The organism is Pseudoalteromonas sp. NS-SX12, from assembly GCF_057367955.1.
Genome location: NZ_CM170634.1, coordinates 1,519,245 through 1,543,653 on the forward strand (window position 1 = coordinate 1,519,245; position 24,409 = coordinate 1,543,653).

At 40.7% G+C, this 24,409-nt stretch carries 21 protein-coding genes; 17 read left to right on the plus strand and 4 right to left on the minus strand.

Annotated features, from left to right (window positions below; genetic code table 11):
• The first annotated feature begins 66 nt into the window (after positions 1-66).
• The 5 genes from mpl to trmB are packed head-to-tail and all read left to right on the plus strand — an operon-like array spanning position 67 to position 4,446.
• Positions 67-1,410, plus strand: coding sequence for a UDP-N-acetylmuramate:L-alanyl-gamma-D-glutamyl-meso-diaminopimelate ligase (gene mpl, locus AC2IOM_RS07135; protein WP_486359539.1), 1,344 nt, complete (start codon positions 67-69; stop codon positions 1,408-1,410).
• Between the two features lie 7 nt (positions 1,411-1,417).
• Entirely contained in the window at positions 1,418-2,044 is a 627-nt protein-coding gene (locus AC2IOM_RS07140; protein ID WP_486359540.1) for a flavin prenyltransferase UbiX, read from the plus strand.
• 32 nt (positions 2,045-2,076) lie between these two features.
• Positions 2,077-2,997 carry an ABC transporter ATP-binding protein gene (locus AC2IOM_RS07145; RefSeq protein WP_100914022.1) on the plus strand — a complete coding sequence of 307 codons (921 nt, stop codon included), beginning with the start codon at positions 2,077-2,079 and terminating at the stop codon, positions 2,995-2,997.
• Positions 2,998-2,999: 2 nt separating this feature from the next.
• Positions 3,000-3,767 (plus strand): ABC transporter permease, encoded by a 768-nt coding sequence (locus tag AC2IOM_RS07150; RefSeq protein WP_010561918.1) that lies wholly within the window; start codon positions 3,000-3,002, stop codon positions 3,765-3,767.
• Positions 3,768-3,771: 4 nt separating this feature from the next.
• On the plus strand, positions 3,772-4,446 hold the full coding sequence (gene trmB, locus AC2IOM_RS07155) for a tRNA (guanine(46)-N(7))-methyltransferase TrmB (RefSeq protein ID WP_486359541.1): 675 nt from the start codon (positions 3,772-3,774) through the stop codon (positions 4,444-4,446).
• Here trmB and AC2IOM_RS07160 read toward each other — a convergent pair.
• Positions 4,433-6,307, minus strand: coding sequence for an EAL domain-containing protein (locus AC2IOM_RS07160; RefSeq protein WP_486359542.1), 1,875 nt, complete (start codon positions 6,305-6,307; stop codon positions 4,433-4,435). The genes trmB and AC2IOM_RS07160 overlap by 14 nt on opposite strands.
• 201 nt (positions 6,308-6,508) lie before the next feature.
• On the opposite strand from AC2IOM_RS07160, the gene panP reads away from it, so the two are divergent.
• Complete coding sequence (panP, locus tag AC2IOM_RS07165; protein ID WP_395389691.1) at positions 6,509-8,182, plus strand: pyridoxal-dependent aspartate 1-decarboxylase PanP; 1,674 nt, start codon at positions 6,509-6,511, stop codon at positions 8,180-8,182.
• A 93-nt stretch (positions 8,183-8,275) separates the two neighbouring features.
• Here panP and AC2IOM_RS07170 read toward each other — a convergent pair whose 3' ends face one another.
• Positions 8,276-8,782 (minus strand): glycine cleavage system transcriptional repressor, encoded by a 507-nt coding sequence (locus AC2IOM_RS07170; RefSeq protein WP_486359543.1) that lies wholly within the window; start codon positions 8,780-8,782, stop codon positions 8,276-8,278.
• A 275-nt stretch (positions 8,783-9,057) separates the two neighbouring features.
• Between AC2IOM_RS07170 and AC2IOM_RS07175 the strand changes: the two genes are divergently transcribed.
• The 10 genes from AC2IOM_RS07175 to AC2IOM_RS07220 all read left to right on the plus strand — a co-directional run bounded on the left by AC2IOM_RS07175 (position 9,058) and on the right by AC2IOM_RS07220 (position 20,107).
• Positions 9,058-11,298, plus strand: coding sequence for an ABC transporter permease subunit (locus AC2IOM_RS07175; RefSeq protein ID WP_486359544.1), 2,241 nt, complete (start codon positions 9,058-9,060; stop codon positions 11,296-11,298).
• A gap of 18 nt (positions 11,299-11,316) precedes the next feature.
• A complete protein-coding gene (gene pstA, locus AC2IOM_RS07180; protein WP_010561912.1) occupies positions 11,317-12,966 on the plus strand; it encodes a phosphate ABC transporter permease PstA in 1,650 nt (549 codons plus the stop codon).
• A gap of 39 nt (positions 12,967-13,005) precedes the next feature.
• Positions 13,006-13,833, plus strand: a complete 828-nt coding sequence (gene pstB, locus AC2IOM_RS07185; protein ID WP_010561911.1) for a phosphate ABC transporter ATP-binding protein PstB — start codon at positions 13,006-13,008, stop codon at positions 13,831-13,833.
• An 11-nt stretch (positions 13,834-13,844) separates the two neighbouring features.
• Positions 13,845-14,555, plus strand: a complete 711-nt coding sequence (phoU, locus tag AC2IOM_RS07190; protein WP_010561910.1) for a phosphate signaling complex protein PhoU — start codon at positions 13,845-13,847, stop codon at positions 14,553-14,555.
• Positions 14,556-14,773: 218 nt separating this feature from the next.
• On the plus strand, positions 14,774-15,451 hold the full coding sequence (locus AC2IOM_RS07195) for a TIGR00153 family protein (protein ID WP_010561909.1): 678 nt from the start codon (positions 14,774-14,776) through the stop codon (positions 15,449-15,451).
• A gap of 36 nt (positions 15,452-15,487) precedes the next feature.
• Complete coding sequence (locus AC2IOM_RS07200) at positions 15,488-16,762, plus strand: inorganic phosphate transporter (protein ID WP_010561908.1); 1,275 nt, start codon at positions 15,488-15,490, stop codon at positions 16,760-16,762.
• Positions 16,763-17,080: 318 nt separating this feature from the next.
• Complete coding sequence (locus AC2IOM_RS07205) at positions 17,081-17,989, plus strand: hydrogen peroxide-inducible genes activator (RefSeq protein ID WP_105170443.1); 909 nt, start codon at positions 17,081-17,083, stop codon at positions 17,987-17,989.
• 78 nt (positions 17,990-18,067) lie between these two features.
• Positions 18,068-18,616: an RNA polymerase sigma factor gene (locus AC2IOM_RS07210; protein ID WP_010561906.1), complete on the plus strand. Its 549-nt coding sequence runs from the start codon at positions 18,068-18,070 to the stop codon at positions 18,614-18,616.
• Complete coding sequence (locus AC2IOM_RS07215) at positions 18,609-19,226, plus strand: hypothetical protein (RefSeq protein ID WP_486357968.1); 618 nt, start codon at positions 18,609-18,611, stop codon at positions 19,224-19,226. The genes AC2IOM_RS07210 and AC2IOM_RS07215 overlap by 8 nt, the downstream gene beginning before the upstream one ends.
• Before the next feature lie 2 nt (positions 19,227-19,228).
• A complete protein-coding gene (locus tag AC2IOM_RS07220; RefSeq protein WP_486357969.1) occupies positions 19,229-20,107 on the plus strand; it encodes a hypothetical protein in 879 nt (292 codons plus the stop codon).
• A gap of 49 nt (positions 20,108-20,156) precedes the next feature.
• Here the strand turns inward: AC2IOM_RS07220 and AC2IOM_RS07225 are convergent, their stop codons facing one another.
• Both AC2IOM_RS07225 and AC2IOM_RS07230 read right to left on the minus strand, forming a co-directional pair.
• Positions 20,157-20,363 carry a hypothetical protein gene (locus AC2IOM_RS07225; RefSeq protein WP_010561903.1) on the minus strand — a complete coding sequence of 69 codons (207 nt, stop codon included), beginning with the start codon at positions 20,361-20,363 and terminating at the stop codon, positions 20,157-20,159.
• A 128-nt stretch (positions 20,364-20,491) separates the two neighbouring features.
• On the minus strand, positions 20,492-22,990 hold the full coding sequence (locus AC2IOM_RS07230; RefSeq protein ID WP_486357970.1) for an EAL domain-containing protein: 2,499 nt from the start codon (positions 22,988-22,990) through the stop codon (positions 20,492-20,494).
• 253 nt (positions 22,991-23,243) lie between these two features.
• Between AC2IOM_RS07230 and queA the strand changes: the two genes are divergently transcribed.
• Positions 23,244-24,281: a tRNA preQ1(34) S-adenosylmethionine ribosyltransferase-isomerase QueA gene (gene queA / locus AC2IOM_RS07235; RefSeq protein ID WP_486357971.1), complete on the plus strand. Its 1,038-nt coding sequence runs from the start codon at positions 23,244-23,246 to the stop codon at positions 24,279-24,281.
• The last annotated feature ends 128 nt before the right edge of the window (positions 24,282-24,409 follow it).

Here is a 24,409-nt window from a genome sequence, read left to right on the forward strand (position 1 = left end):
CTTTTTTATTGAACTGTTAATCTATTTAAAGCTCATATCGAATTTATACGACAAGAATCAACAACAATGCATATTCATATTTTAGGTATTTGCGGCACCTTTATGGGGGGCATCGCAGCCATTGCAAAATCCTTGGGCCATAAAGTTACTGGCTCAGATCAAAACGTTTACCCACCAATGAGTACTCAACTTGAGTCTTTAGGCATTGAACTAATTCAAGGTTACGATGTTGCTCAGTTAAAACCACAACCAGATATCGTGGTGATTGGCAATGCTATGAGCCGTGGTAATCCATGCGTTGAATATGTGCTTGAAAATCGCATTCCTTATACTTCGGGCCCAGAGTGGTTAAAGCACAATGTACTGCAAGATGCGTGGGTACTAGCGGTGTCGGGCACCCATGGTAAAACTACCACTGCAAGTATGCTTGCATGGGTATTAGAATACGCAGGTCTTGATCCAAGTTTTTTAATTGGTGGTGTAGTACAAAACTTTGGCCTGTCGGCGCGCATTGGCAAAACACCGTTTTTTGTCATTGAAGCAGATGAATATGACACCGCGTTTTTTGATAAGCGCAGTAAGTTTGTGCATTATCTGCCGCGCACCTTAATTCTTAATAACCTTGAGTTTGACCACGCTGATATTTTTGAAAATTTAGCGGCAATTCAAAAGCAGTTCCATCATTTATTACGCATTGTACCTGGGCAAGGTAAAGTGATTTGGCCAAGCGATGATGCGAATATACAAAAGGTAATAGAAAAAGGCTGCTGGAGTGAGCAAGAGCAACTTGGCAATGACTGGGATTACCAACTTGTAAACGCAGATGGCAGTGAGTTTGATGTATTGCTCAGCGGCGATATCGTTGGTCGTGTGAACTGGCAAGCAATTGGCGAACATAACGTTAAAAACGCTTTAATGACGATTGCAGCAGCGCGCCATGTAGGTATTCCTGTTGAAACATCAATTGCGGCGTTGGCCGAGTTTATTTCACCAAAACGTCGTATGGAATTAAAAGGCGAGATTGCGGGCATTAAGCTCTACGATGATTTCGCCCATCACCCAACTGCTATTAAAACAACTTTGGCAGGTCTTAGAGCAAAAGTGGGCCAAGCGCGTATTTTTGCCGTATTAGAACCACGTTCCAATACAATGAAAATGGGCGTGCATCAAAATACATTATTAGCGTCACTCGAAAATGCCGACGATGTGATTTTATTTGAGCCAGAGAACCTAAGCTGGTCACTCAAAGACGCTGCCAATAAAGCTGGCGCTTTATGCTTTAACAGCACCGATGAGATCATTAAAACGCTACTTGAAAAAGCAACTAGCGGCGACCATATATTGGTAATGAGTAACGGTGGCTTTGAAAATATTCATAATCGTATTTTAGATGCGCTCGCCAACAAATAGGCTTTTTATGACGCAAAACCATGAGTTTAATGAAACCATTACCGTTGCACTTAGCGGTGCTTCAGGCATGCCGTATGGTTTAAAATTAATTGAAACGCTAATTTCGTTAAATCACCAAGTATTTGTTTTGGTATCAAGCGCTGCCCGTGTGGTGCTTGATACGGAATCAGATGTAAAACTATCGGGCAACGAAGAAAAGGCAACTGAGCAACTGACAAGCTTATTTAATGCCAAGCCAAATCAACTAAAAGCATTTGGTAAAGATAACTGGTTTAGCCCTGTAGCGTCGGGTAGTGCTGCACCTAAAAAGATGATTGTCTGTCCGTGTAGCGCAGGTACTGTATCTGCAATTAGTCATGGCGCATCTGACAACTTATTAGAGCGTGCAGCTGATGTGGTGATTAAAGAAAAAGGTCAATTAATGCTGGTGGTGCGCGAAACACCGCTTAGCGCGATTCACCTTGAAAATATGCATAAGCTAGCGCAACTAGGTGTAACTATTATGCCCGCAGCACCTGGGTTTTATCATAACCCAAGTTCAATTGAAGACTTGGTTAACTTTATGGTGGCGCGTATTTTAGATCATCTCTCTATTGAGCATACGCTAGCTAAACGTTGGGGCTACGGCTGCTAATTAATCCATCCAAAATTGGAACGCAAAACACAATGACAAAAGCTCTCGAAATTGTTGGTTTAGAAAAAACCTACAGTAACGGTGTTCAAGCTGTTAAAGGAATTGATTTAACGGTTGAAAAAGGCGACTTTTTTGCACTGTTAGGTGCTAATGGTGCTGGCAAATCAACCACAATTGGCGTGATTTCTTCACTTGTTAATAAAACCAAAGGCACGGTAAAAGTATTTGGTCATGATATTGATACCGACCTTGGTAAGGCTAAAACTAATTTAGGGTTAGTACCGCAGGAATTTAACTTTAGTCAGTTTGAAACACTTAACCAAATCTTAGTGAACCAAGCCGGTTACTACGGCGTGCCACGTGCAGAGGCGCATAAGCGTGCTGATGAGTTACTGGCGCAACTAGGTCTTGCAGATAAAAAAGATAAGCAAGCGCGCACCTTATCAGGTGGTATGAAACGCCGTTTAATGATTGCACGCGCGTTAATGCACAAACCGCAGCTGCTGATTTTAGATGAACCCACGGCAGGCGTTGATATTGAACTGCGCCGTTCGATGTGGGAATTCTTAAAAGAAATAAACTTGCAAGGCGTGACGATTATTCTCACCACTCATTACCTTGAAGAAGCGGAAATGTTGTGTAAAAACATTGCGATTATCGATAAAGGTCAAATAATTGAAAACACCAATATGAAGTCACTGTTGGCAAAGCTTGATAAAGAAACCTTTATTCTTGATCTCAAGCAGCCAACATCGGCATTTTCTCTTGATGGTTACACAACTCGTGAAATTGACGACCATACCATCGAAGTAGATGTGGAAAAATCACAAGGGTTAAATGGTGTATTCGATGCGTTAAGTGCGTCAGGCAATACGGTGCTAAGTATGCGTAATAAGGCTAATCGATTAGAAGAGCTGTTTGTTGCGATTGTTGAAAAGGGGCGCGAGCAATAATTATGAGTAGTCAATTTACTGCATTAAAAACACTGTGGATCAAAGAGTGCATTCGCTTTACCCGTATTTGGGTGCAAACCTTAGTGCCACCTGCCATTACCATGTCATTGTATTTTGTTATTTTTGGCAACCTAATTGGTTCGCGCATTGGCGATATGGGGGGCTTTAACTATATGGAGTTTATTGTACCGGGTCTGATTATGATGTCGGTGATTACCAACTCTTATTCCAATGTGGCATCTAGCTTCTATTCAACGAAATTTCAAAAAAGCATCGAAGAGCTGCTGGTTTCGCCAGTGCCAACTTACATTATTGTATTAGGCTATATGGGTGGCGGTATGGCGCGTGGCCTATGTGTTGGCATTATCGTAACTATTTTGTCGCTGTTTTTTGTTGATATTCAAATTCATAATGTTGCCGTTATTTTTGCCACTGTATTACTTACCGCAGCCGTGTTTGCGCTTGGTGGTTTAATTAATGCGGTATACGCCAATAGCTTTGACGATATTAGTATTATCCCCACCTTTGTTTTAACGCCGCTAACCTATTTAGGTGGCGTGTTTTATTCAATCACCTTGTTACCTGATTTTTGGCAAGGCGTTTCACAATTTAATCCGATTATCTACATGGTAAATGCATTTAGATACGGCTTTTTAGGTGTATCTGATGTAGATATCACAACGGCATTTGCAGTTATTATTGCGTTTATCAGTGCGTTATTTGCTGTTGCATACCGTTTAATTGATAAAGGGGTTGGCATTCGCCACTAAAATTATGTCTGACGCAAATTCAAGAAGTATTAGTTCGAATCAACAAGGACTAAATGAAAAGTTAGAAGAAGTGGTACGTAAGCACCTAAGTTCTGAGTTTAAGAAGCCGATTGCAGCGCATACGCAAACGGCTTTTGATGAAGTCAATAAGAAGGTACAGCAGTTCGCTGGGCCGATTATTCTCGATTCATGCTGCGGTGTAGGTGAAAGCACCGCTAATTTAGCGCGCAAGCACCCAGATGCCTTAGTTATAGGCATTGATAAGTCGGCACATCGTATTGAAAAACATGATGTTGAATACAAGCAAGCTGAAAACGGCCAGTATTTATTGGTACGTGCAGATTTAAATGACTTTTGGCGCTTGGTGGTTGAGCATCAATGGCAAGTGACACATCATTACTTGTTGTATCCCAACCCATGGCCTAAAGCTAAACATTTAGGGCGCCGCTGGCATGGAGCACCGGTATTTCCATATATTGTGAAAATTGGTGGTCAACTTGAGGTAAGAAGTAATTGGCAAACGTACGTTGATGAGTTTGCCTTTGCACTTGGTTTAGCTGGCGTGGACGTGTCTGTAACGCCATATAGTGCAGATACTGCAATTACCCCATTTGAGCGAAAGTACTGGGCCAGTGGCCAACAAAGCCACCGACTGCAAATTGACCTTAACTCGCTTTAGCAGTTTGTGATATGTGAGCCAGCTCTCTAGCTGGCTTTGCGTAGTAAAAACCCTGTACGTATTTAATGCCCGCTTTTGCGAGCTTATCGGCAACGAGCTTGTTTTCAACGCCTTCTGCAATCAAGGTTAAGTTCACTTCCTTAGCAAAATTGGCAATGTGTTGAATAAATAAAAACACTTCATCGTCTTTGGTAATTTGTGAGACTAAAGAGCGATCGATTTTCAAGCCATCGACTTCTAGTTTAAGAATATTCGAAATATTTGAGTAACCAGTTCCAAAGTCATCGATAAAGACCTTAGCACCGTGTCTTCTTACCATTTCTACAAAGCCTTTGATTTCCGTTAGGTTGGCAATCGCTTCAGTTTCGATAAGCTCAAATGAAATATGGTGAGGTGTAGGGTAGCGCTTTAATTCATCATCAAGAAATTGCGCCAGGCTTGGATCTAACATATCTTGCGCAGTTAAATTCATGCTCCAGCATAAATTAGTTTGGCGAAAGCGCTTAACGCAATCAAGAAAAACCATGCGAGTTAATTGCCCATCCATGCGACTGCGATTTACGACAGATAAAAAGTAATCAGGCTCATATAAAGCATCGTTAATCTTAATGCGTGCTAAGCCTTCGTACATTAAGGTTTCGTTACCGTCGATAGTGAGTATTGGCTGAAAGTGCGCTTCAACTTGGCCATTTTTAAATGCTTCTCGCACATCTTTGGCAATTTTTAAGTTGTGCTGATATTGATTTTTAATAATGTTCATTGCATCGGAGTAAAACACCACAAGTTCACGACTACGTTTAGCTTGTTCAACTGCAATACGTGCATTTTCAACTAACAGTGTTTTATTGCCAGTGGCAATACCGGCACATAAGGTCACGTAGATAAACGGGTCATATAATAAAGGCGCATTTTTATTTAGATTTTCGACTAGTTTTAAACAGGCATTGCTGTCTAAGTTGGGCGATAGCAATGCTATTTTATTGCTAGATAAGCGATACAGGTGACATTCAGTGCTTTTTAACTTATTTAAACGTGCCAGCAGTTTTTGCATTACTTCATCACCAATGTGGGAGCCGTAAAAACCGTTAATATCTTCAAGGTTGCTAACTAATACTATGGCCAATTGCATGTGCAGTGGTGAATGGCTTTGCAGTTTTCTTTCCAGTGCAATATGGTTTGCGTAGCCCGTAACGGGATCGCGGGTTAAGTTTTGTTTTAGTAGATAAATATAAGCACTGCCCACTAAAGTTGCGATAAAGAAAAAGAAACTTGCTGTGATTACCGCTTGGCTAACACTTGCTGCAAGCTGTTCATTTAAATCTTTAATGGTGATGTCGGCGCCAGTTAAATAGGTGCGCCCGTCTTTTGCTTGAAACGGTAAAAATATGGTGCGGAAATGGCCCCACTGATCTTCTGAATGCTCAAATAAAGGCTCTGTTGAATAAAACGCTTTAACGTTTAATTGTGTCGCTTCAGGGTAAAGATCATAAAAATAAGTAAGCTTATTGTTTTTTATATCCTCGTTAGTATAACTAGACGCAGAGAAGTAAACTTGATCGCCTTCTTTTATCATTGCGTATACGTATTCGAGTTCGAGCTTGCTGGCAAACTCAGAGAGTTGTTTGCTTTTTAATAGGTAGCTTTTTTCATCAATGTGGTCGGGACCGATAATATTGTTGTGGTATTCGTCACCGAGAATGAATTTAACACTTTGTGCTGCGTTTAAGAGTTTAGCATCAACCTCTTTTAAAATGTCGTTGTAGGTGTGTGAATAAACGTAATAAACATAGCCGCCAAGGCTTGCTAAAAACAGTACGCCCGCAAAAAAAAGCCAACGAATTCCTTGATTTGAATAATACATGCGCATCCTTGCCAAAAACTAATTTTTGCCGCAATTGAAAAATACTGCTTTACTGTATAGCAAGCAAAGGGTTATGTTGTTTTGAAACACCTTATAATAGTCAATTTAGTGTGTTTTTTACAGCAGTAGATGGAGATATTGTGCAAATTGCGAGACTTTTTCTTGTAATTGAAGTAGAGTTGACAGCCTTTTTTTATGAATATGTTTGAACACTTTTTGGGTAAAGTGAGTAGTATGGTTGATGAAACACGTCAAGCAGTGCGCCCAGCAATAGCGTCTGAAGAAAGCTTAATGCGAATTTTTACGGTGCCAGAGGCGCCGGGCTCGACTTTGGCTAAAATTGAGCAAGAAATATCAAGTAACTTAGCAGGCTTTCTTAACGAAAATATTGCAGCGGTTGAAAAACCTTTGCATGAAATTGAAAAAGATTTCCAAGCTGCAAATATCCCTGAAGAACCTCGTTTTGTATCTGAGCACGCCCAAGAGTTAATGGAAAAGCTGGTGGCGCATTCAGTACATACGTCAGCGCCGAGCTTTATTGGTCATATGACTTCGGCCTTACCGCATTTTGTTTTACCTCTGTCAAAGTTGATGGTGGGGTTAAACCAAAATCTGGTAAAAATTGAAACATCTAAAGCATTTACACCATTAGAACGTCAAGTATTGGGTATGATGCACCACATGGTTTACGGCAAAGATGATGCCTTTTACCGTAAGTGGATGCACAACGCCAAAAATGCCTTAGGTGCATTTTGTTCAGGCGGCACGGTTGCCAATATTTCAGCACTTTGGGTTGCGCGCAATAAGCTGCTTAAACCAGATGGCGATTTTAATGGCATAAATAGCGATGGTTTAGTTGCGGCTATGATGCATTATGGCTACAAAGGATTAGCTATTTTAGTGTCAGAGCGTGGTCACTACTCACTTGGTAAAGCTGCTGATGTGTTAGGCATCGGTCGCAGTAATATTGTATCTATCGAAACAGATCATAATAACCGTGTTGATGTTGCTAAAATGCGTGAAAAGGCTAACGAATTAGCAGAAAAAGGCATTAAAGTGATGGCAATTGTTGGTGTTGCAGGCACAACTGAAACTGGCAATATTGACCCGCTTAATGAAATGGCCGACCTAGCTGAGGAAATCAATTGTCATTTTCATATTGATGCCGCTTGGGGCGGTGCAACCATGCTGTCTAATAATGCGCGTGGGTTATTAGCTGGTTGCGAACGTGCCGACTCAATTACCATAGATGCACATAAGCAAATGTATGTGCCCATGGGCGCAGGTATTGTGCTTTTCAAAGAGCCAGATACGGTCAATGTGGTAGAACATCACGCTGAATATATCTTACGTAAAGGCTCGAAAGATTTAGGTTCACACACCCTTGAAGGTAGTCGCCCTGGTATGGCGATGTTAGTGCATGCGTGTTTATCAATTATTGGTCGCAAAGGCTATGAAATGTTAATTGATAAAAGCCTTGAGAAAGCGCGCTATTTTGCTGAACTTATTAAGCAAACAGATGACTTTGAACTGGTTACTGAACCAGAACTTTGCTTGTTAACATATCGCTATGTACCAGAAAAAATTAAAGAAGTACTTAAAACGGCAGATGAGCAAACTAAGTTAGATATTTACGCAGCACTTAATCGTTTTACGGCGAGCATGCAAAAACGCCAGCGTGAAGCAGGGCGCTCATTTGTATCGCGTACACGTTTAACACCATATCAGTACGATAATTTACCGACAGTAGTATTTCGTGTTGTATTAGCAAATCCGCTTACATCAAATCAAATATTGCATGATATTTTAGCGGAGCAGCGAGAGTTGGCTGGTAAAGATCCAATATTTAAAAAGTATTTAGCGAAATATTTATAATTTAGCGCTGTGAATTTTTTATGAAAAAGGGAGCATTTGCTCCCTTTTTTACGTTTTTATTTAATCTGAACTCGGATGAGGTAATCGTAAACCCTAAGCTTCGGTTTCAATATCCACAATCAAGTCAGACGTAATAGACTCGAGCGCTTCAATCACATCATCTTTACTTAAACCTGCAGGCAATTCTACCCGAGCTTCTGCGTTAAACAGAGGCACACCCCAATTAGGCGCGCTTTGTTGTTTTGAGTTAAAGTGAATAATTGAGGCACCTTTATGGCGTAACACACTAGAAAGCTCTTGCACTATACCTGGTCTGTCATTGCTGGTAATAACAAAGTTAAGCTGTTGGCTTGCGTCGGTTACTTGTTCTTGCCCAGCTTCAATTTTAACTTCGAGATCGGGAATGGCGTGAATTTCGCCCTCGAGTGCCGATAAATGTTCTTCAGGTACTTCTAACTGCAAAATTCCGGCAAAGTGGCCGCAAAGGTGGCTTAAGTTACTGGCTAACCAATTGCCATGGTTAGCTAAAACCGCTGAGGATAGTTCATCTACTAGACCTGAGCGGTCAGGACCAATAATTGTTAATACTAACTGCTTCATATACTTGTCTCGTTATCTAATTAGCGCAACCCTCTCTACACAAATTAAGAAATAATTGTTAGCTAATTCAAAGGATTAAATGGAGGTGTAGAGCTGTTTAAGTATTGATGATTGACTGCCTTTTGTCCAATTTATTTTGTCAAATTTTGTTAAATAATCGGTGTAACTTTTCGGTCATAAAAACGAAATATTTCACTCTCTGTAACATTTCTGTCATCTTGACAAAATATAATGCACGCCAACTAAATCCTAATTCTATTTGTAAGGGCCAATGGATGAGTTCCAATCCGCCAAGTGTTGAATTCAATACTAATAGAAACAGACTGATCAAAGATAAAGTCGCCAAATACAGTATTACGGCAGGCGGTACATTAGTACTGGTTGCCTTATTGTTGATCTTCTTTTATCTGTTGTATGTAGTACAGCCGATTTTTGCTTCATCACATGTTGAAGTGAGAAATCAATTCGCTTTACCTGAAACGCAAGAGTACGTTGCGGCAGGTATGGAAGAGCAAGGTGAAATCGCTTACTTGTTCACACCAACTGGCGAGCTGAGTTACTACACCATTAAAGGTGAGAAATTCGGCACTAAGCTAACAAGCTTTAATGTGGAATTTGATGCACCGGTAACCAGCTTTGCACGCACTGCACCGCATCAGGCTATGTATGCTTATGGTCTTGAAAATGGCGCAATTAAAGTTGTGAACCCGAAATTTGAAGTAGGATTTGCCAACAATGGCCGTACCATTAAGCCAAGTATTGCGTATCCACTCGGTGAAAGTGAAGTGATGATTGATGACGAAGGCGCATCAATTCGTAAATTCGCGTTCAGCTATGTTGCCGATGATAATCAACTTGGTGTACTTGCATTAACCGGTGATCAACGTCTTCTGTTTAGCATGCTTGCAGCGGAAGAAAATATGTTTTCTGGTGAAATGGAATGGTCAAGTGAAACTGCGGAGATTGCTGTTGAAGGCAAAGTGGATGAATTATTAATTTCACCGGACTTTAGCCGTGCATTTGTGCGAGTGGCTAATAAGATTTACATTTACAATACGCGCGACATTGAAGATATTACGCGTATTCAAGTACTTGCCGCGAATCAAGAGAATGCCAACCTAGTTAAAATGCAACTATTGTCAGGTGCTAACTCATTAATGTTAGTTAACGACAACGGTGAAATTTCACAGTGGTTTGAAATTAATGGTGATTCGGGTCGTAAGTTCGCCAAAATCCGTGCTTTTGCAAGTGGTGATAAAGAAATTTCAGGGCTTTACAGTGAATTCTATCGCCGTACATTCTTTAGCACTAACAACCAAGGTGATTTATCGCTTTACTATACTACCAGTGAAAACAAGCTGTGGTCGGGTAAAGTAGCAGACGCGGGAATTGATTTCTTTGCGGTGTCACCACGCTCAAACGCAGCATTAATGCTGGCGGGCAATCAACTCATTGTTGTCGATATTGAAAATGAGCACCCTGAAGTATCTTGGTCGGCATTGTGGCAAGAAGTATGGTACGAAGGTTACCCTGAGCCTGCTTACATTTGGCAGTCTACATCGGCAAGTGACGATTTCGAAGCTAAGTTATCGTTAGTACCAATCTCATTCGGTACAATTAAAGCAGCAATGTATGCGATGCTATTTGCGGTACCGATTGCGCTTTCTGCTGCTATTTACACAGCCTATTTTATGTCGCCTGAACAGCGCCGAATCGTTAAGCCAACGGTTGAAATTATGGAAGCATTACCAACCGTAATTTTAGGTTTCTTAGCGGGTCTTTGGTTGGCACCTCTGATTGAATCTCACCTACCTGCAATCATGCTAATTTTAGTATTAACGCCATTGGCGATAATACTCACAGCATTCTTCTGGCAAAATTTACCAGAATCGATTCGCCACAAAGTGCCAGACGGTAGCCACTCTATCTTACTCATTCCAGTGGTATTACTAGCAGGTTATATCTCGTTTGCACTAAGCCCTGCGGTAGAGCTTTGGGTATTTGATGGTGATGTACGTCGTTATATTACCAACGAGTTAGGCATTGATTTTGACCAACGTAACTCGTTAGTTGTGGGGATTGCGATGGGCTTTGCGGTTATTCCAACAATTTTCTCAATTGCTGAAGATGCGGTATTTAGTGTACCTAAGCACTTATCGAATGGCTCGCTTGCACTTGGTGCAACGCAGTGGCAAACGCTTGTTCGCGTTGTATTACTAACAGCAAGCCCAGGTATTTTCTCGGCAGTGATGATGGGTTTAGGCCGTGCGGTTGGTGAAACCATGATTGTATTGATGGCAACAGGTAATACGCCGATTATGGATTGGAGTATTTTCCAAGGTATGCGTACGCTTGCAGCAAACATTGCGGTAGAAATGCCAGAATCAGAAGTAGGCAGCACGCACTACCGCATCTTATTCTTAGCAGCGTTTGTACTGTTTATATTCACCTTTATCTTTAACACGATTGCTGAATTTGTTCGTCAGCGTTTACGTGAAAAGTATAGTTCACTGTAAGGTTAGGAGATTTAATAAATGAAGCAGTGGTTTAAATCTGGCTCACCTTGGATCTGGATGACAGGTGGTGCAGTAAGTATCAGCTTAATCTCGGTAATTGGCCTACTGGCAATGATTGCAGGTCGCGGTTTAGGGTTCTTTTGGCCGTCAGAAGTAACGCAATTTGAAATGCACCGTGGCGACGTTAAAGAAACCGTTATCGGTGAAATTTACGACCGTGAAATGGTGCCTGTTGAGCGCTTAAAAGCGGCGAATGTTGATTTACACGGTTTTACGGGTGAAGAAGTAGAACGTTTACTGATTAAAACTGGTAACCGTGAATACGTAGACCTAGACTTCCGTTGGATTTTAGCAACGGATATTATTGAGCAATCTACCCCGAGCCAATTAGCAGTATTTGAGCGTAGTAAAAACGGTAACTTTTACGGTTATATTGAAAGTGTGATCAAAGACGGTAAAGTTGTCGCTGAAGCGCAAAAGTTAATTGAGCTAGAGCAACTTGTAGAGCGCGCAGTTGAACTTAATGAGTCGGCACTTGATTTGCAAAACGGCCCAATTGGTCATATTAACTACGACTTAGAACGTTTGCGTTTAAAAGAAAAAGCGCTCGACCTTAAAGGCGAATTAACACACGAAAAAGTGGCAGAGTTTGAGGCTCAGCGTAAAGACTATCGTGAGCAATACTTGGTGCTTGAAAAAGAGCTATTTAAGTTTCGTGATGCGGCAAAGCGTGACCAAGTTATTGTAAAAGATATGCGTGGTGAGTTAGTAACGATTCCACTTTACCAAGTGCTAGACGTAACACTACCAAACGATATGGGTTTAATGGCTAAATTAGGTCATTACTTCAAGCAAATTGGTAAGTTTGTTAGCGATGACCCACGTGAAGCGAACACCGAAGGCGGGGTATTCCCTGCGATTTTCGGTACCGTATTTATGGTTATGTTAATGGCGGTAATCGTAACGCCGTTTGGTGTAATTGCGGCGATTTACTTACACGAATATGCAGCGAAAAATTCAATTACTAAAATGATTCGTATCGCGGTAATCAACCTTGCCGGTGTACCATCGATTGTTTACGGTGTATTTGGCTTAGGTTTCTTTGTTTACATGCTAGGTGGTAGCATTGACCAATTATTCTACCCTGAAGCATTACCTGGCCCAACGTTTGGTACGCCAGGTGTAATTTGGTCAGCACTGACATTAGCAATTTTAACTTTACCGGTTGTAATTGTATCAACGGAAGAAGGTTTATCACGTATTCCAAGTTCAGTTCGTCAAGGTTCGTTAGCACTTGGTGCGACTAAAGCGGAAACTATTTGGCGTATTATTGTACCAATGGCAAGCCCTGCAATTATGACAGGTTTAATTCTTGCGGTTGCACGTGCAGCAGGTGAAGTAGCACCTCTGATGTTAGTGGGTGTAGTAAAAATGGCACCAACACTGCCAGTTGATATGAACTTCCCATTTGTACACTTAGATAGAAAATTTATGCACTTAGGTTTCCACATCTATGATGTTGGTTTCCAAAGCCCGAATGTTGAAGCGGCACGCCCGCTAGTTTATGCCACAGCGTTTTTACTTGTGGCGGTAATTGTGGCACTGAATATCACAGCAATTGGTATTCGTAACCACTTACGCGAAAAATTTAGGTCGTTAGAACACTAATTGTTCTGCGGTGATAAAAGTTTAATAGGTTTAGTAAAAATGATTACTGTTGCTCCAGAAATAAATCAATCTGCAACTGGCTTACAGCTTGATTTAGAAAACTTATCGGCAGAACAAACTGCTCTTGAAATTAAAGACTTAGACCTTTACTACGGTGATAAACAAGCGCTGAGCAATATCAGCATGAAAATTCCAAAGGGTCAGGTAACTGCATTTATCGGTCCTTCAGGTTGTGGTAAGTCAACGTTATTACGTTGTATTAACCGCATGAATGACTTAGTTGATACGTGTCGTATCGATGGTCAAATCTTGCTACATAACCAGAATATTTATGACAAAAGTGTAGATGTTGCAGCGCTTCGCCGTAACGTTGGTATGGTATTCCAGCGTCCAAACCCATTCCCTAAATCAATTTATGAGAATGTGGTTTATGGCCTACGCTTACAAGGTGTAAAAGACAAACGTAAATTAGACGAAGTGGTTGAATCGTCATTACGTGGCGCCGCACTTTGGGACGAAGTAAAAGACCGTCTGCACGACAGCGCATTTGGTTTGTCAGGTGGTCAGCAACAGCGTTTGGTTATTGCGCGTGCAATTGCAATTGAACCTGAAGTACTACTGTTAGATGAACCAACATCGGCACTTGACCCAATTTCAACATTGGTAATCGAAGAGCTAATCAACGATTTAAAAAATAAGTACACAGTTGTAATTGTTACGCATAACATGCAACAAGCGGCACGTGTGTCTGACCAAACTGCGTTTATGTATATGGGTGAACTAATTGAATACTCTGATACAAATACGCTTTTCACCACGCCGAAGAAAAAGAAAACTGAAGATTACATTACAGGTCGTTACGGGTAAGGATTAAAGTTATGGATCATAATATTTCAAAGCATATTTCAGGTAACTTTAACCAAGAACTTGAAAACGTTCGCAACCATGTTTTAGCTATGGGCGGATTGGTTGAGCAGCAATTAAACTCTGCGCTTGATGCGGTAAATGACAGTAATGCGGAGCTTGCAAAAAAAGTTGAACACGGCGATTACAAAGTAAATGCAATGGAAGTGAGCATTGACGAAGAATGTACTCGTATTATTGCAAAGCGTCAGCCAGCCGCAAGTGACTTGCGTTTAGTTGTGGCGATTGCAAAAACCATTGCAGATTTAGAGCGCATTGGTGATGAAGCGCGTCGTATTGCAAAAGTAGCACTTGAATCAACCGCGAAAGATCAGCAAGGCTTGCTGGGTAATATCGACAATATGGGTCGTCACGTGTCGCAGATGCTGCACGATGTATTAGATGCATTTGCCCGAATGGATGCCGAAGCGGCATTTCGTGTACACAAAGAAGATGCCAAAGTTGACCGCGAATATGAAGCGTTAACACGTCAAATCATGACTTACATGATGGAAGATCCGCGCTCAATTCCAAAGGTTATGGATTTAGTGTGGTCAGTACGCTCATTAGAACGCATCGGTGACCGTTGTCAGAACATTGCTGAGTACGTAATTTATTTTGTAAAAGGCAAGGACATTCGTCATACCTCGCAAGACGATATCGAGCGAGATATTATTGGTAAATAAGTTAAGTAACTATTTTAAAAGGGTAAAAGCGGTTTCGCTTTTACCCTTTTTTGCTTTGGTATTCATAACTTTTTTAGTCTATTAACTAGCGTAAATTTAATTGTTTGATAATCTAAGTTAAGGAATTTCAACTTACTGTAATACTTGTATGTTAAAGCCTTTCCTCACTTGGCTGATTCCTGTAAAATTTGCGCGCTTTTAAAATTTAAGGGTCAATTATGGCTAGTAATGCATTTTTAGGGGTTTTTGCGAAATCTCCTATCAAACCAATTGAAGAGCACATAAAAATTGTTCATCAAGCCAGTGCTTTGTTAACGACTTTTTTTCAACATGCGTTTAATAAAGAGTGGGAACAAGCATCTGAGATCCGCATTAATATTCGCGATTTAGAACGTAAAGCGGATGTACTTAAGCGTGACATTCGTTTGCAACTTCCTCGTGGATTATTCCTGCCAGTTGAGCGTACAGATCTTCTTGAACTGATCACTCAACAAGACAAAATTGCTAATAAGGCTAAGGACATAGCTGGTCGTGTACTTGGCCGCGAAATGGAAATCCCTGAGCAAATCCAAGCTGATTTTATTACTTACCTAAACCGCTGCATCGACGCGACAAAACAAGCTTCTAAAGCTATCAATGAACTTGATGAGCTATTAGAAACGGGTTTCCGTGGTCGTGAGGTGACGTTAGTTGAAAACATGCTAGAAGAGCTCGACGCAATTGAGCGTGACACCGATGAAATGCAAATCACTTTGCGTCGTCAGTTACGTGAAATCGAAAATGAATTAAATCCAATCGATGTGATGTTTTTATACAAAATTCTCGAGTGGGTAGGTGACTTAGCAGATATCGCTGAACGTGTAGGATCACGTTTAGAGCTGATGCTAGCACGTTAATTAAATTAATATAAAAATTAAGTTAAAGGTTACTTGATGGATATTATTGCAAATTACGGCACCACTTTGGTGATGATTGCTGCCGTAGTGGGATTTATCATGGCGTATGGTATTGGTGCGAACGACGTTGCCAATGCAATGGGTACGTCAGTTGGCTCAAAAGCGCTAACAATTAAGCAAGCGATTATTATCGCAATGATTTTTGAATTCGCTGGTGCATATCTTGCCGGTGGTGAGGTTACATCAACGATACGTAAAGGCATTATTGACTCATCGGCATTTGTTGCCATACCAGAGTCATTAGTGATCGGTATGATTTCAGCGCTATTAGCTGCTGGTGTATGGTTACTTGTTGCGTCATATTTAGGTTGGCCTGTATCAACAACGCACTCAATTATTGGTGCAATTGTTGGTTTCGCATTGGTTGCGGTGGGCTCAGAAGCGATTCAATGGGGTAAAGTTGCGGGTATCGTAGGTAGTTGGATTGTTACACCTGCTATTTCAGGCTTTATTGCTTACCTTATCTTTATGAGTGCACAGAAACTAATTTTTGATACTGATTCACCACTTAACAATGCAAAGCGCTTTGTGCCTATGTACATGGGTCTTGCAGCATTTGTTATGGCGTTAGTAACAATCAAAAAAGGCTTAAAGCATATCGGTTTAGACCTTGGTACAGCAATGGGGTACGGTATCGCAATCGGTGCTGCTGTTTTAGTTGCGCTGTTAGGTAAAGTATTGATTGCTCGTCTTAAAATGGACCCTGCTGCTGACAAAGAAATGCAATTTAACAATGTTGAGAAAGTATTCGCTATTTTAATGATTGTAACTGCATGTTGTATGGCGTTTGCACACGGCTCAAACGATGTAGCAAATGCGATTGGTCCACTTGCTGCAGTAGTGAGCATTGTTGAGCACAACGGTGAAATCGTTAAGAAATCGTCACTCGTTTGGTGGATTTTACCACTAGGTGGTTTAGGTATTGTTATCGGTCTTGCGATTCTTGGTAAGAAAGTAATTAAAACCATTGGTGAAGGTATTACGCACTTAACACCAAGTCGTGGTTTTGCTGCAGAGCTTGCGGCTGCTTCAACGGTTGTTATTGCATCGGGTACAGGCTTACCAATTTCAACGACACAAACGTTAGTAGGTGCGGTACTAGGTGTTGGTATGGCCCGTGGTATTGCGGCACTTAATTTAGGTGTTGTAAGAAATATCGTTGTTTCTTGGGTTATTACCTTGCCAGTAGGCGCGGTATTAGCTATTGTTATCTACTATGTATTGGCGGCTATTTTTGGCCTTCAAGTGTAAAGACTTTTAGCTTGAAAAGACCCCATATGCGATACGCAATGGGGTCTTTTTTTGTCTGAAATTTGTATATAGCACCTTGCTAATCAAGTTAGCGGTTCACATAGCGCGCTTACAGTGCTGTAATTTTGCCGTTGTAACATAGCATTAAAAGACAAATTAAATCTTGTTTGGCTTCATTTCACTCGGCGCTATTCGCTCATTTATTTAACAGAGTTATTAGCACTCGCAATTAATTGATTAAATCTCAGTGACATAATTGATTTTCCATTGTTAATTTGTTTTTATCGTTATTAATTTGAATATTAATCGGTTATTACGATGAAAAACCTTCCTAGCATTAAGCAGCTGCAATACTTGCTTGCAGTACATCAGCATCAGCATTTCGGCCGGGCTGCAGAAGCCTGTTTTATTGGTCAATCTACCTTAAGTAGCGCAATTCAAAATCTTGAAGAAACACTCGGGTGTCAGCTAATTGAGCGTGAAAACCGCAGCATAATGTTTACCTCGATTGGCGAAGAAGTGGTTGAACGAGCTCGCAAGATAATCGACGACACAATTAGTGTAAAAGAGCTTACAAAAAGCTTTTTAAACCCACTGCAAGGGCATTTAACCATAGGTATTATTCCCACGGTTGCAAGCTTTATTGCGGCTGATTTATACCACTTATGTGTAAAAGAATTTCCTGAACTCGAGCTGGTTTTAATTGAAGATACTAGCGATAACTTATTGGACAAATTAGAAAAAGGCCAAGTTGACGTAGCGCTATTGGCACTGCCTTATAATACCAATAAGTTTCATACTCATATTTTGGCACAAGACCCATTTAATATTGTAAGGCACAAGGATTATCAAGCGGCAGAAGGTGTGGTTGATTTTAACTTGTTGCCACCGTCATCGGTGTTTTTGCTAGAGCGCGAACATTGTCTTACCGATCATGCACTGAGTGCGTGTCATTTGAGTAAAAGTGAGTGTATAAATCCCTTTGAAGCAGCAAGTTTGCATACCTTACTAAGTATGGTTGAGCGTCAACTTGGTGTGACCTTTCTACCGCAAATGGCAATTAATGCGGGCATTTTATCTCATAAACCTATGGTGTTTAGCGCTGCGCAAGATACCGCTTATCGTGATATTGGTATTTTATGGCGCAAGACTTCAGGCCGCATACGCGACTTCCGCTTGCTGTGCGATAAATTAAAGCCGTTCTTTACTGAAAAATGTGCACGATAAAATAATTTTAAACTTTTAAAACTATTTTCAGCACTCGCTCGACTATATAAGCAGAGAAACAAAACTCTTGGGGAATATGTGTTCTTTCAAAGTGAAAAAGGGCTAATCAAAAAAGCGCAACAAGGTGATAAACGCGCATGGCTTAATTTAGTAAAACAATACGAAAAGCCGATTTATCACACTTGCTTGCGTATGGTGAGTAACCCAGACGACGCACTCGAAATCATGCAAGAAAGCTTTATGAGTATTTATCGTTCGCTCGATAACTACCGTTTTGAGTCGAGTTTTAAAACGTGGGCAATCGCAATTACCAATCGCCGTTGTGTGGAGTTTTATCGTGCTAAAAAGGTACTCGATGAAGAAAAGCAAGAAATGCTGATAGCGGATATGCAAGAACCAGAATCTGCTGATTTGATGTTGTTTATGGCGCAGCAAAATAAGCAAGTTTTACAGTTATTAAATGGCTTACCTTGGACGCAAAAGGAAGTGGTGGAATTAAAGTTTTTTCAGCACTTTACGTTTGAACAAATTGCACAGCAACTTGATGTATCAACTAATACGGTTAAATCGCGGTTGTATACGGCGCTGTCAAAATTGCGCCAAGAACTGGAGGTGTTAAATGGCTAACTTAGAAAGTATTTTTGAAAAATGGCTGGAAACAGGTGAACTTACACCAAGTGAGCGTCAATTGCTTGAACAAGATGCTGTTTATGCAGAAATGCTCGAAAACAGTGAAACTTGGCAGTCGCTTTCGGCAAAGTATCAAGAAACGCCTGTTCCACAGTGGAATCGAGAAGCCACTTGGTTTGAGAAAACGAGCGATAGTGCAAAGAGCAATCGTTTTGCTGCTTGGTTTGCACCAGCAGCTTTAGCCTGCTCAGTTTTAATGTGCTCGCTGGTTATTATGCGTGCCGAAGTAAGTGTTTCAGATAGTGGCTTTGCGATTAATTTTGCAGAGCAACAAAAGCAAGCCTCAACAGTCACTTATGAGCAACTGCAAACCCTTTTGGCTGAGCAGCAGACAAATACCGCACAGGCGACCTATGCGCTGGTTAAAGAGGCCATAGAGCAAGGGCGTGTGGAGCGCAAAGAAGATATTGGCGCCTTGGTTGCCGATTTGAACCGAGTACGTCAACAAGATCAGGCGTTGATTCGCCTGCAATTAAACGAATTGGCACAACAGGTTGAACAACAACCACAGTCATCAATTGCCAAAAACCACTCATGGGAGAATTAATCATGAAAACGAAAACAAGCTTATTGATTTCACTCGCATTACTTTCTGGTCATGTTGTTGCCAATACACCAGCAAACAATATGGTCGCTAAAAGCCAAAAAGAAATCACCATTATGAATAATATCTTAAAGGCATCACTTAACGCGGAACCCGGTATTAAGGTGCGCCAAATTAATGGTGCTTATCTTGCAGACCAAGGTTATGTCTTTAGTATTAGTGCATCGGGTTTATCTGGTGGCTTCGGAAGCTGGAAACGTTTTTTTCTTGAACCTGATATCGAGTTTCATGATGAGGACGTGATGATCCGTGCAGAAGAGATGCGCATTGAAGCGGCTAATGAAGCGTATCATGTAGCGATGGAGGCACTACGAGAGTCTTCTGAAAAAATCCGTGAGTTTGCTCAGCAAGAGCGTGAAATCGAATTTCAGTTACGTGAAGTGGAGCGTGCTCGTCGAGATTTAGATTTAGAGCGCAGACATGCACTGAAAGATAAAGAAGAAAAGTCGGTCAAAAAGGAAATTGAAAAGCTCGAAGCAAAGATAGCCAAACTTGAAAAAGAAAAAGAACAGGTGCGTGACAAGCGTGACGATGCGAAAAATAAAATAAAATCGACGACTAAAGAAAAACACAAAAAAGTTGCTGAAACTAGAAAGCAAAATATTCGTGTTGCGAGCCAAACTCTGGCGCAAACCTTATGTGATTATGGTGCTGGACTTAAAAGCTTAAGTAAAAATCACTATGTTAACTTTATTATTGATAACGCGACGGGTAATAAAGAAGATCTTGTTTTTGTTTATAGCAAAGCTAAGATTAATCAGTGTGTTGTGGGTGATATTGATGCGGAAAAACTACTTGCGAGTACACAAAGTTATACGTTTTAACTTTAACTGAATGCAATCAATTCACAGTAAGAAAAAACAAAAAAGCCGCTTAACTAGCGGCTTTAGAATTTAATAAGCTTTCAGCTTTTACGTTAGGTAAAAATAGTAAATACACTAACACTACAAGGTTAAAATAAGGAATCGCACCTAACCCAGCAAAAATTGCTTTAGGGTAGCCTTTTTCACTGGCTTTAAAGTAACAAAAGTAGCAAATCAGGACATTCGCAATTAGCAGTAAAATAATAAACAGAGCCATCGTCCCTCCCGTTTTTATGCAAAATCACTCTCAAATGAAATGATTATTCTGTATGTCCATATAAAACCAGTTTAGCTTAATCTTTGGTCGAATTCCTATTGTTTTGTTAATTTGATTTGTAAAAATTGTTAAGCGATTGAGTTTTCAGAAGTGTTTTTTAGCTTTTTAATTTCAATCGCCGGCATCGGTTTACCAATAAAGTAACCTTGTGCGTAGTCAACACCAATTTCTTTAAGTAATTCAAAGGTTTCTTGGTCTTCCACGTATTCGGCAACACAGGTTTTACCGAGTGAATGACTGATGTCTTTAATGGCGTTAACCAGCGCTTTATCAATGTTATCTTGGGTCATATCTTTAACAAATGAACCATCAATTTTTACTTGATTCGCAGGCAATTGCTTTAGGTAGCTAAAGGTACTAAAACCTGTGCCAAAGTCATCAATCGAGAACTGACAGCCAATTTTTTGCAGCTGGGTGATCATCGCCGTGGTCGCGACAAGATTGCTAATACTCGCTGACTCTGTAATTTCGAAGGTGAGTCTATCTGGGCTTACATTATGCAGCTTTAAACTTTGCGCTATGGTGTTTAACAGGTTGGCGTTGTTAAAGGCTTGTGCAGAAAGGTTGATTGCGACTTTGTTTAATTCAGGGTATTCACCTAATAATGCGATAGTTTTTTCTATTACATTTTGGTCGAGTAAATCGATATCAGTCACTAGCTCTAATGACGGAATAAACTGGTTCGGATAAATAATTTCATCATTTACAATTAAACGAACAAGCGCTTCATAATAACTCACTTTTTGCTCTTTGTAGCACCATATTGGCTGAAAGTGCATGGTAAGGCTTTGTGCTTTAAGCGCTTCTTTTACACTGTGAGCCCATGTTATTCCTGATAGTAACTGCTTACTTTTTGCATCTGAATCTGAATAACAATGAACGATATTACGGCCACGGCTTTTAGCAACGTAGAGCGCAATATCCGCTTGCTTTAAACATTCGCTGGCATCGCAGTTTTTATTATCAATTTGCGTTAAACCGATTGAGCAGCTAATTGAATAGCTTTGTTCACCAAAGCGAAAGCTCTGATTCTCAATAGTTTGACATAAGCTCTCGCCAATCATATGGGCATCGAGTAAATCGGTATTTTCTAAAATAATGGCAAACTCATCGCCGCCTAAACGACATACCAAGGCATCGCCAGACACACATTGCTCGAATAACTCTGCAACTTTTTGCAGTACTTTGTCGCCTTGTTGGTGGCCTTGCGAGTCATTAATAATTTTGAAGTGGTCTAGATCGATATAGAGCAGTGCGTGTTGTTGGCCGTTTGATACGTTTTGGCAAAATAGGTTGAGCTGTTGGTCAAAGAAGTAGCGGTTGTGCAAATTGGTCAATGTATCGTGATGGGCTAAATGTTGTAGGCTAAATTCAGCTTGTTTTCGTTCATCAATGTTATCGATACTTAGCGTGATATTACTTTTAGCTTGGCGCTCTTTAATTGATTGCAACTTGCACTCAATCCAAATTTGGTGGCCAAGTTTATGGTTTATTTGTAGTTCTAGTTTGTCTTTGCTGCCAGGCTTCATATTAATTGCGCAAATGAGCTTTTCGAGTTTTTCAGCCTCATGCTGAGGGAAAAAGCTGGCTAGCGGTTTGCCTAGACTAGATTGCAATCGATTACCAGTTAAAGCTTCCCAAGCGGGATTTAAAAAACAAATATTATGGGCTTGGTCAATTTCAATTACCGAGGTATTTAAGTGCATTAAAATACGTTGGTGGGCAGAGAATAAGTCTTTATAACCTTGTTGGCTTTTACTAAGCAGTTCTACTTTTTCAGCGAATTCATCATAACTCACCATAAAATCTTCACGGCGCGCAGCCTGCTCACATACTTTATTAATAATGTTGTGATTAAACGGCAAGCGAATAAAGTCGGTAACACCTAACAGCAGCAGTTGTTCCGCAAAATCAGCATCTTGGCTATCGATAATGGTTACAACAGCTTGGTTCGGTTTGTGTATACGTAATTGCTGCAAAAAGTTATTTACGCGCTCAAAGCTGCCATGGGTAGCATCAACAAGGACGATGGCGTAGTTATATTGCTGGATTAAGGTTTGTGCATCGGCGCAGTTATCGGTTGTGCTGATGGCAAAACCAAGCTCTAAATCATGGCGAATTTGTGCAGCGCGTTGCTCGTTAGATTCAACCAGTAATAGTGGTAACCGGCTGCTTTTATCGGTGTGCTCAGATAAAATATTAGCTAGTAAATGCGGAAGTTTGTTTAATTTGTCGTGCTGTAAAATGGCATCAATACCATACGCGCGAGCGGTTGTTTCAGCAATGCGTTCACAATAGGTAGGAGGTATCAATACGATAGGTGTATTTTTTGCAGTTGCCAGCAAGCCTGAGCGCACCATGCGTGAAAAGCGCCAACCATCAATTTCGCCAATAGCAAGATCGGTGATTATCAGGTTGAAAGAGTGCTTCTTCAGTAAATCGAGTGCCTCTAAACTATTACCCTTTAGCTCAATATCAAATACATCGACATTTTTTAATGCATCAACTAGCTGAGTTGATAGCTTAATGTCTGGTGTCACTACCAGCAACTTAAGCTTATTCGGCATTTAAACTGCACCTCTAAATCAGTTCACCACTCCTTGGTAAGTTTGATTTTCAAATGCCAAAAGATACCTAGTTTAGATAGTTAACTCAAGTAAATTTGGTATTTTACTCACCCGTTGATTCTTAAACTTTAACATTCAGTAGGTTATATTTTGCGCGGCCTGTTTTCCTTGATTTAAATCATCACTAACACTAGAATCGGCGCGACTTTAACCAAGTATGCCCTGAGTACTAATAACCAAGTGAGACAGACAAATGCGTGTTGCTGATTTTAACTTTGAATTACCCGATGAATTAATTGCTCGATTTCCAATGGAAGATCGCACAGCAAGTCGCTTATTAAAGTTAGCAGGTAATAGTGGCGAAATCACACACCATACGTTTGCTGATGTATTAGATTTTATAAATCCAAACGACCTGATTATCTTTAATAATACTAAAGTAATTCCTGCGCGTATGTTTGGTCAAAAAGCATCGGGCGGTAAGGTTGAGGTGCTCGTTGAGCGTGTAGTTGATAAACACACGGTACTTGCACACGTGCGCGCAAATAAATCACCTAAAGTTGGTAACGAGCTTATTTTAGAAGAAACGGCAACTGCGGTAATGCAAGGTCGCCAAGGTGAATTATTTGAGCTGAAGTTCGAAGGTGAAGAGGGCGTACTTGATATTTTAGACCGTATTGGTCATATGCCACTGCCGCCATATATTGACCGCCCTGATAATGAAAAAGACCGCAATCGCTATCAAACTGTTTATGGTGAAAAACCAGGCGCAGTAGCTGCACCAACAGCGGGTCTTCATTTTGATGATGCGCTGCTTGAAAAATTAAAAGCAAAGGGTGTTGATTTGGGGTTTGTAACACTGCATGTAGGGGCGGGTACGTTCCAGCCAGTGCGTGTTGATAAAATTGAAGATCACCATATGCATTCTGAGTATATTGAAGTGCCAGAGCAAGTGGTTGCACAAATTAAAGCATGTCGTGAACGCGGTGGTCGTGTTGTTGCTGTGGGCACAACGTCAATGCGCTCATTAGAGTCGGCTGCAATGAAGTCAGAAGGTGAGCTTGCACCGTTTTATGGTGATACGGATATTTTCATCTTTCCTGGGTATGAATTTCAGGTGGTAGACGCGATGATCACTAACTTTCACCTTCCTGAATCGACACTAATAATGCTTGTGAGTGCCTTTGCTGGTCAAGAGAATATTATGAACGCCTATAACACTGCAATTGCAGAAAAATACCGCTTTTTCTCATACGGTGATGCAATGTTCTTAACCAAAAAAGACATTTAGTACACCACTTAAAAACACGATGCGATGTAACTCTGTTACATCGCTTTACACGTAAATCTCACTTTCCACTTTTATTTCTGTTATCTCATCCCTATATCCATAGTATTGTGCTGTCAAAGCAGGTAAAA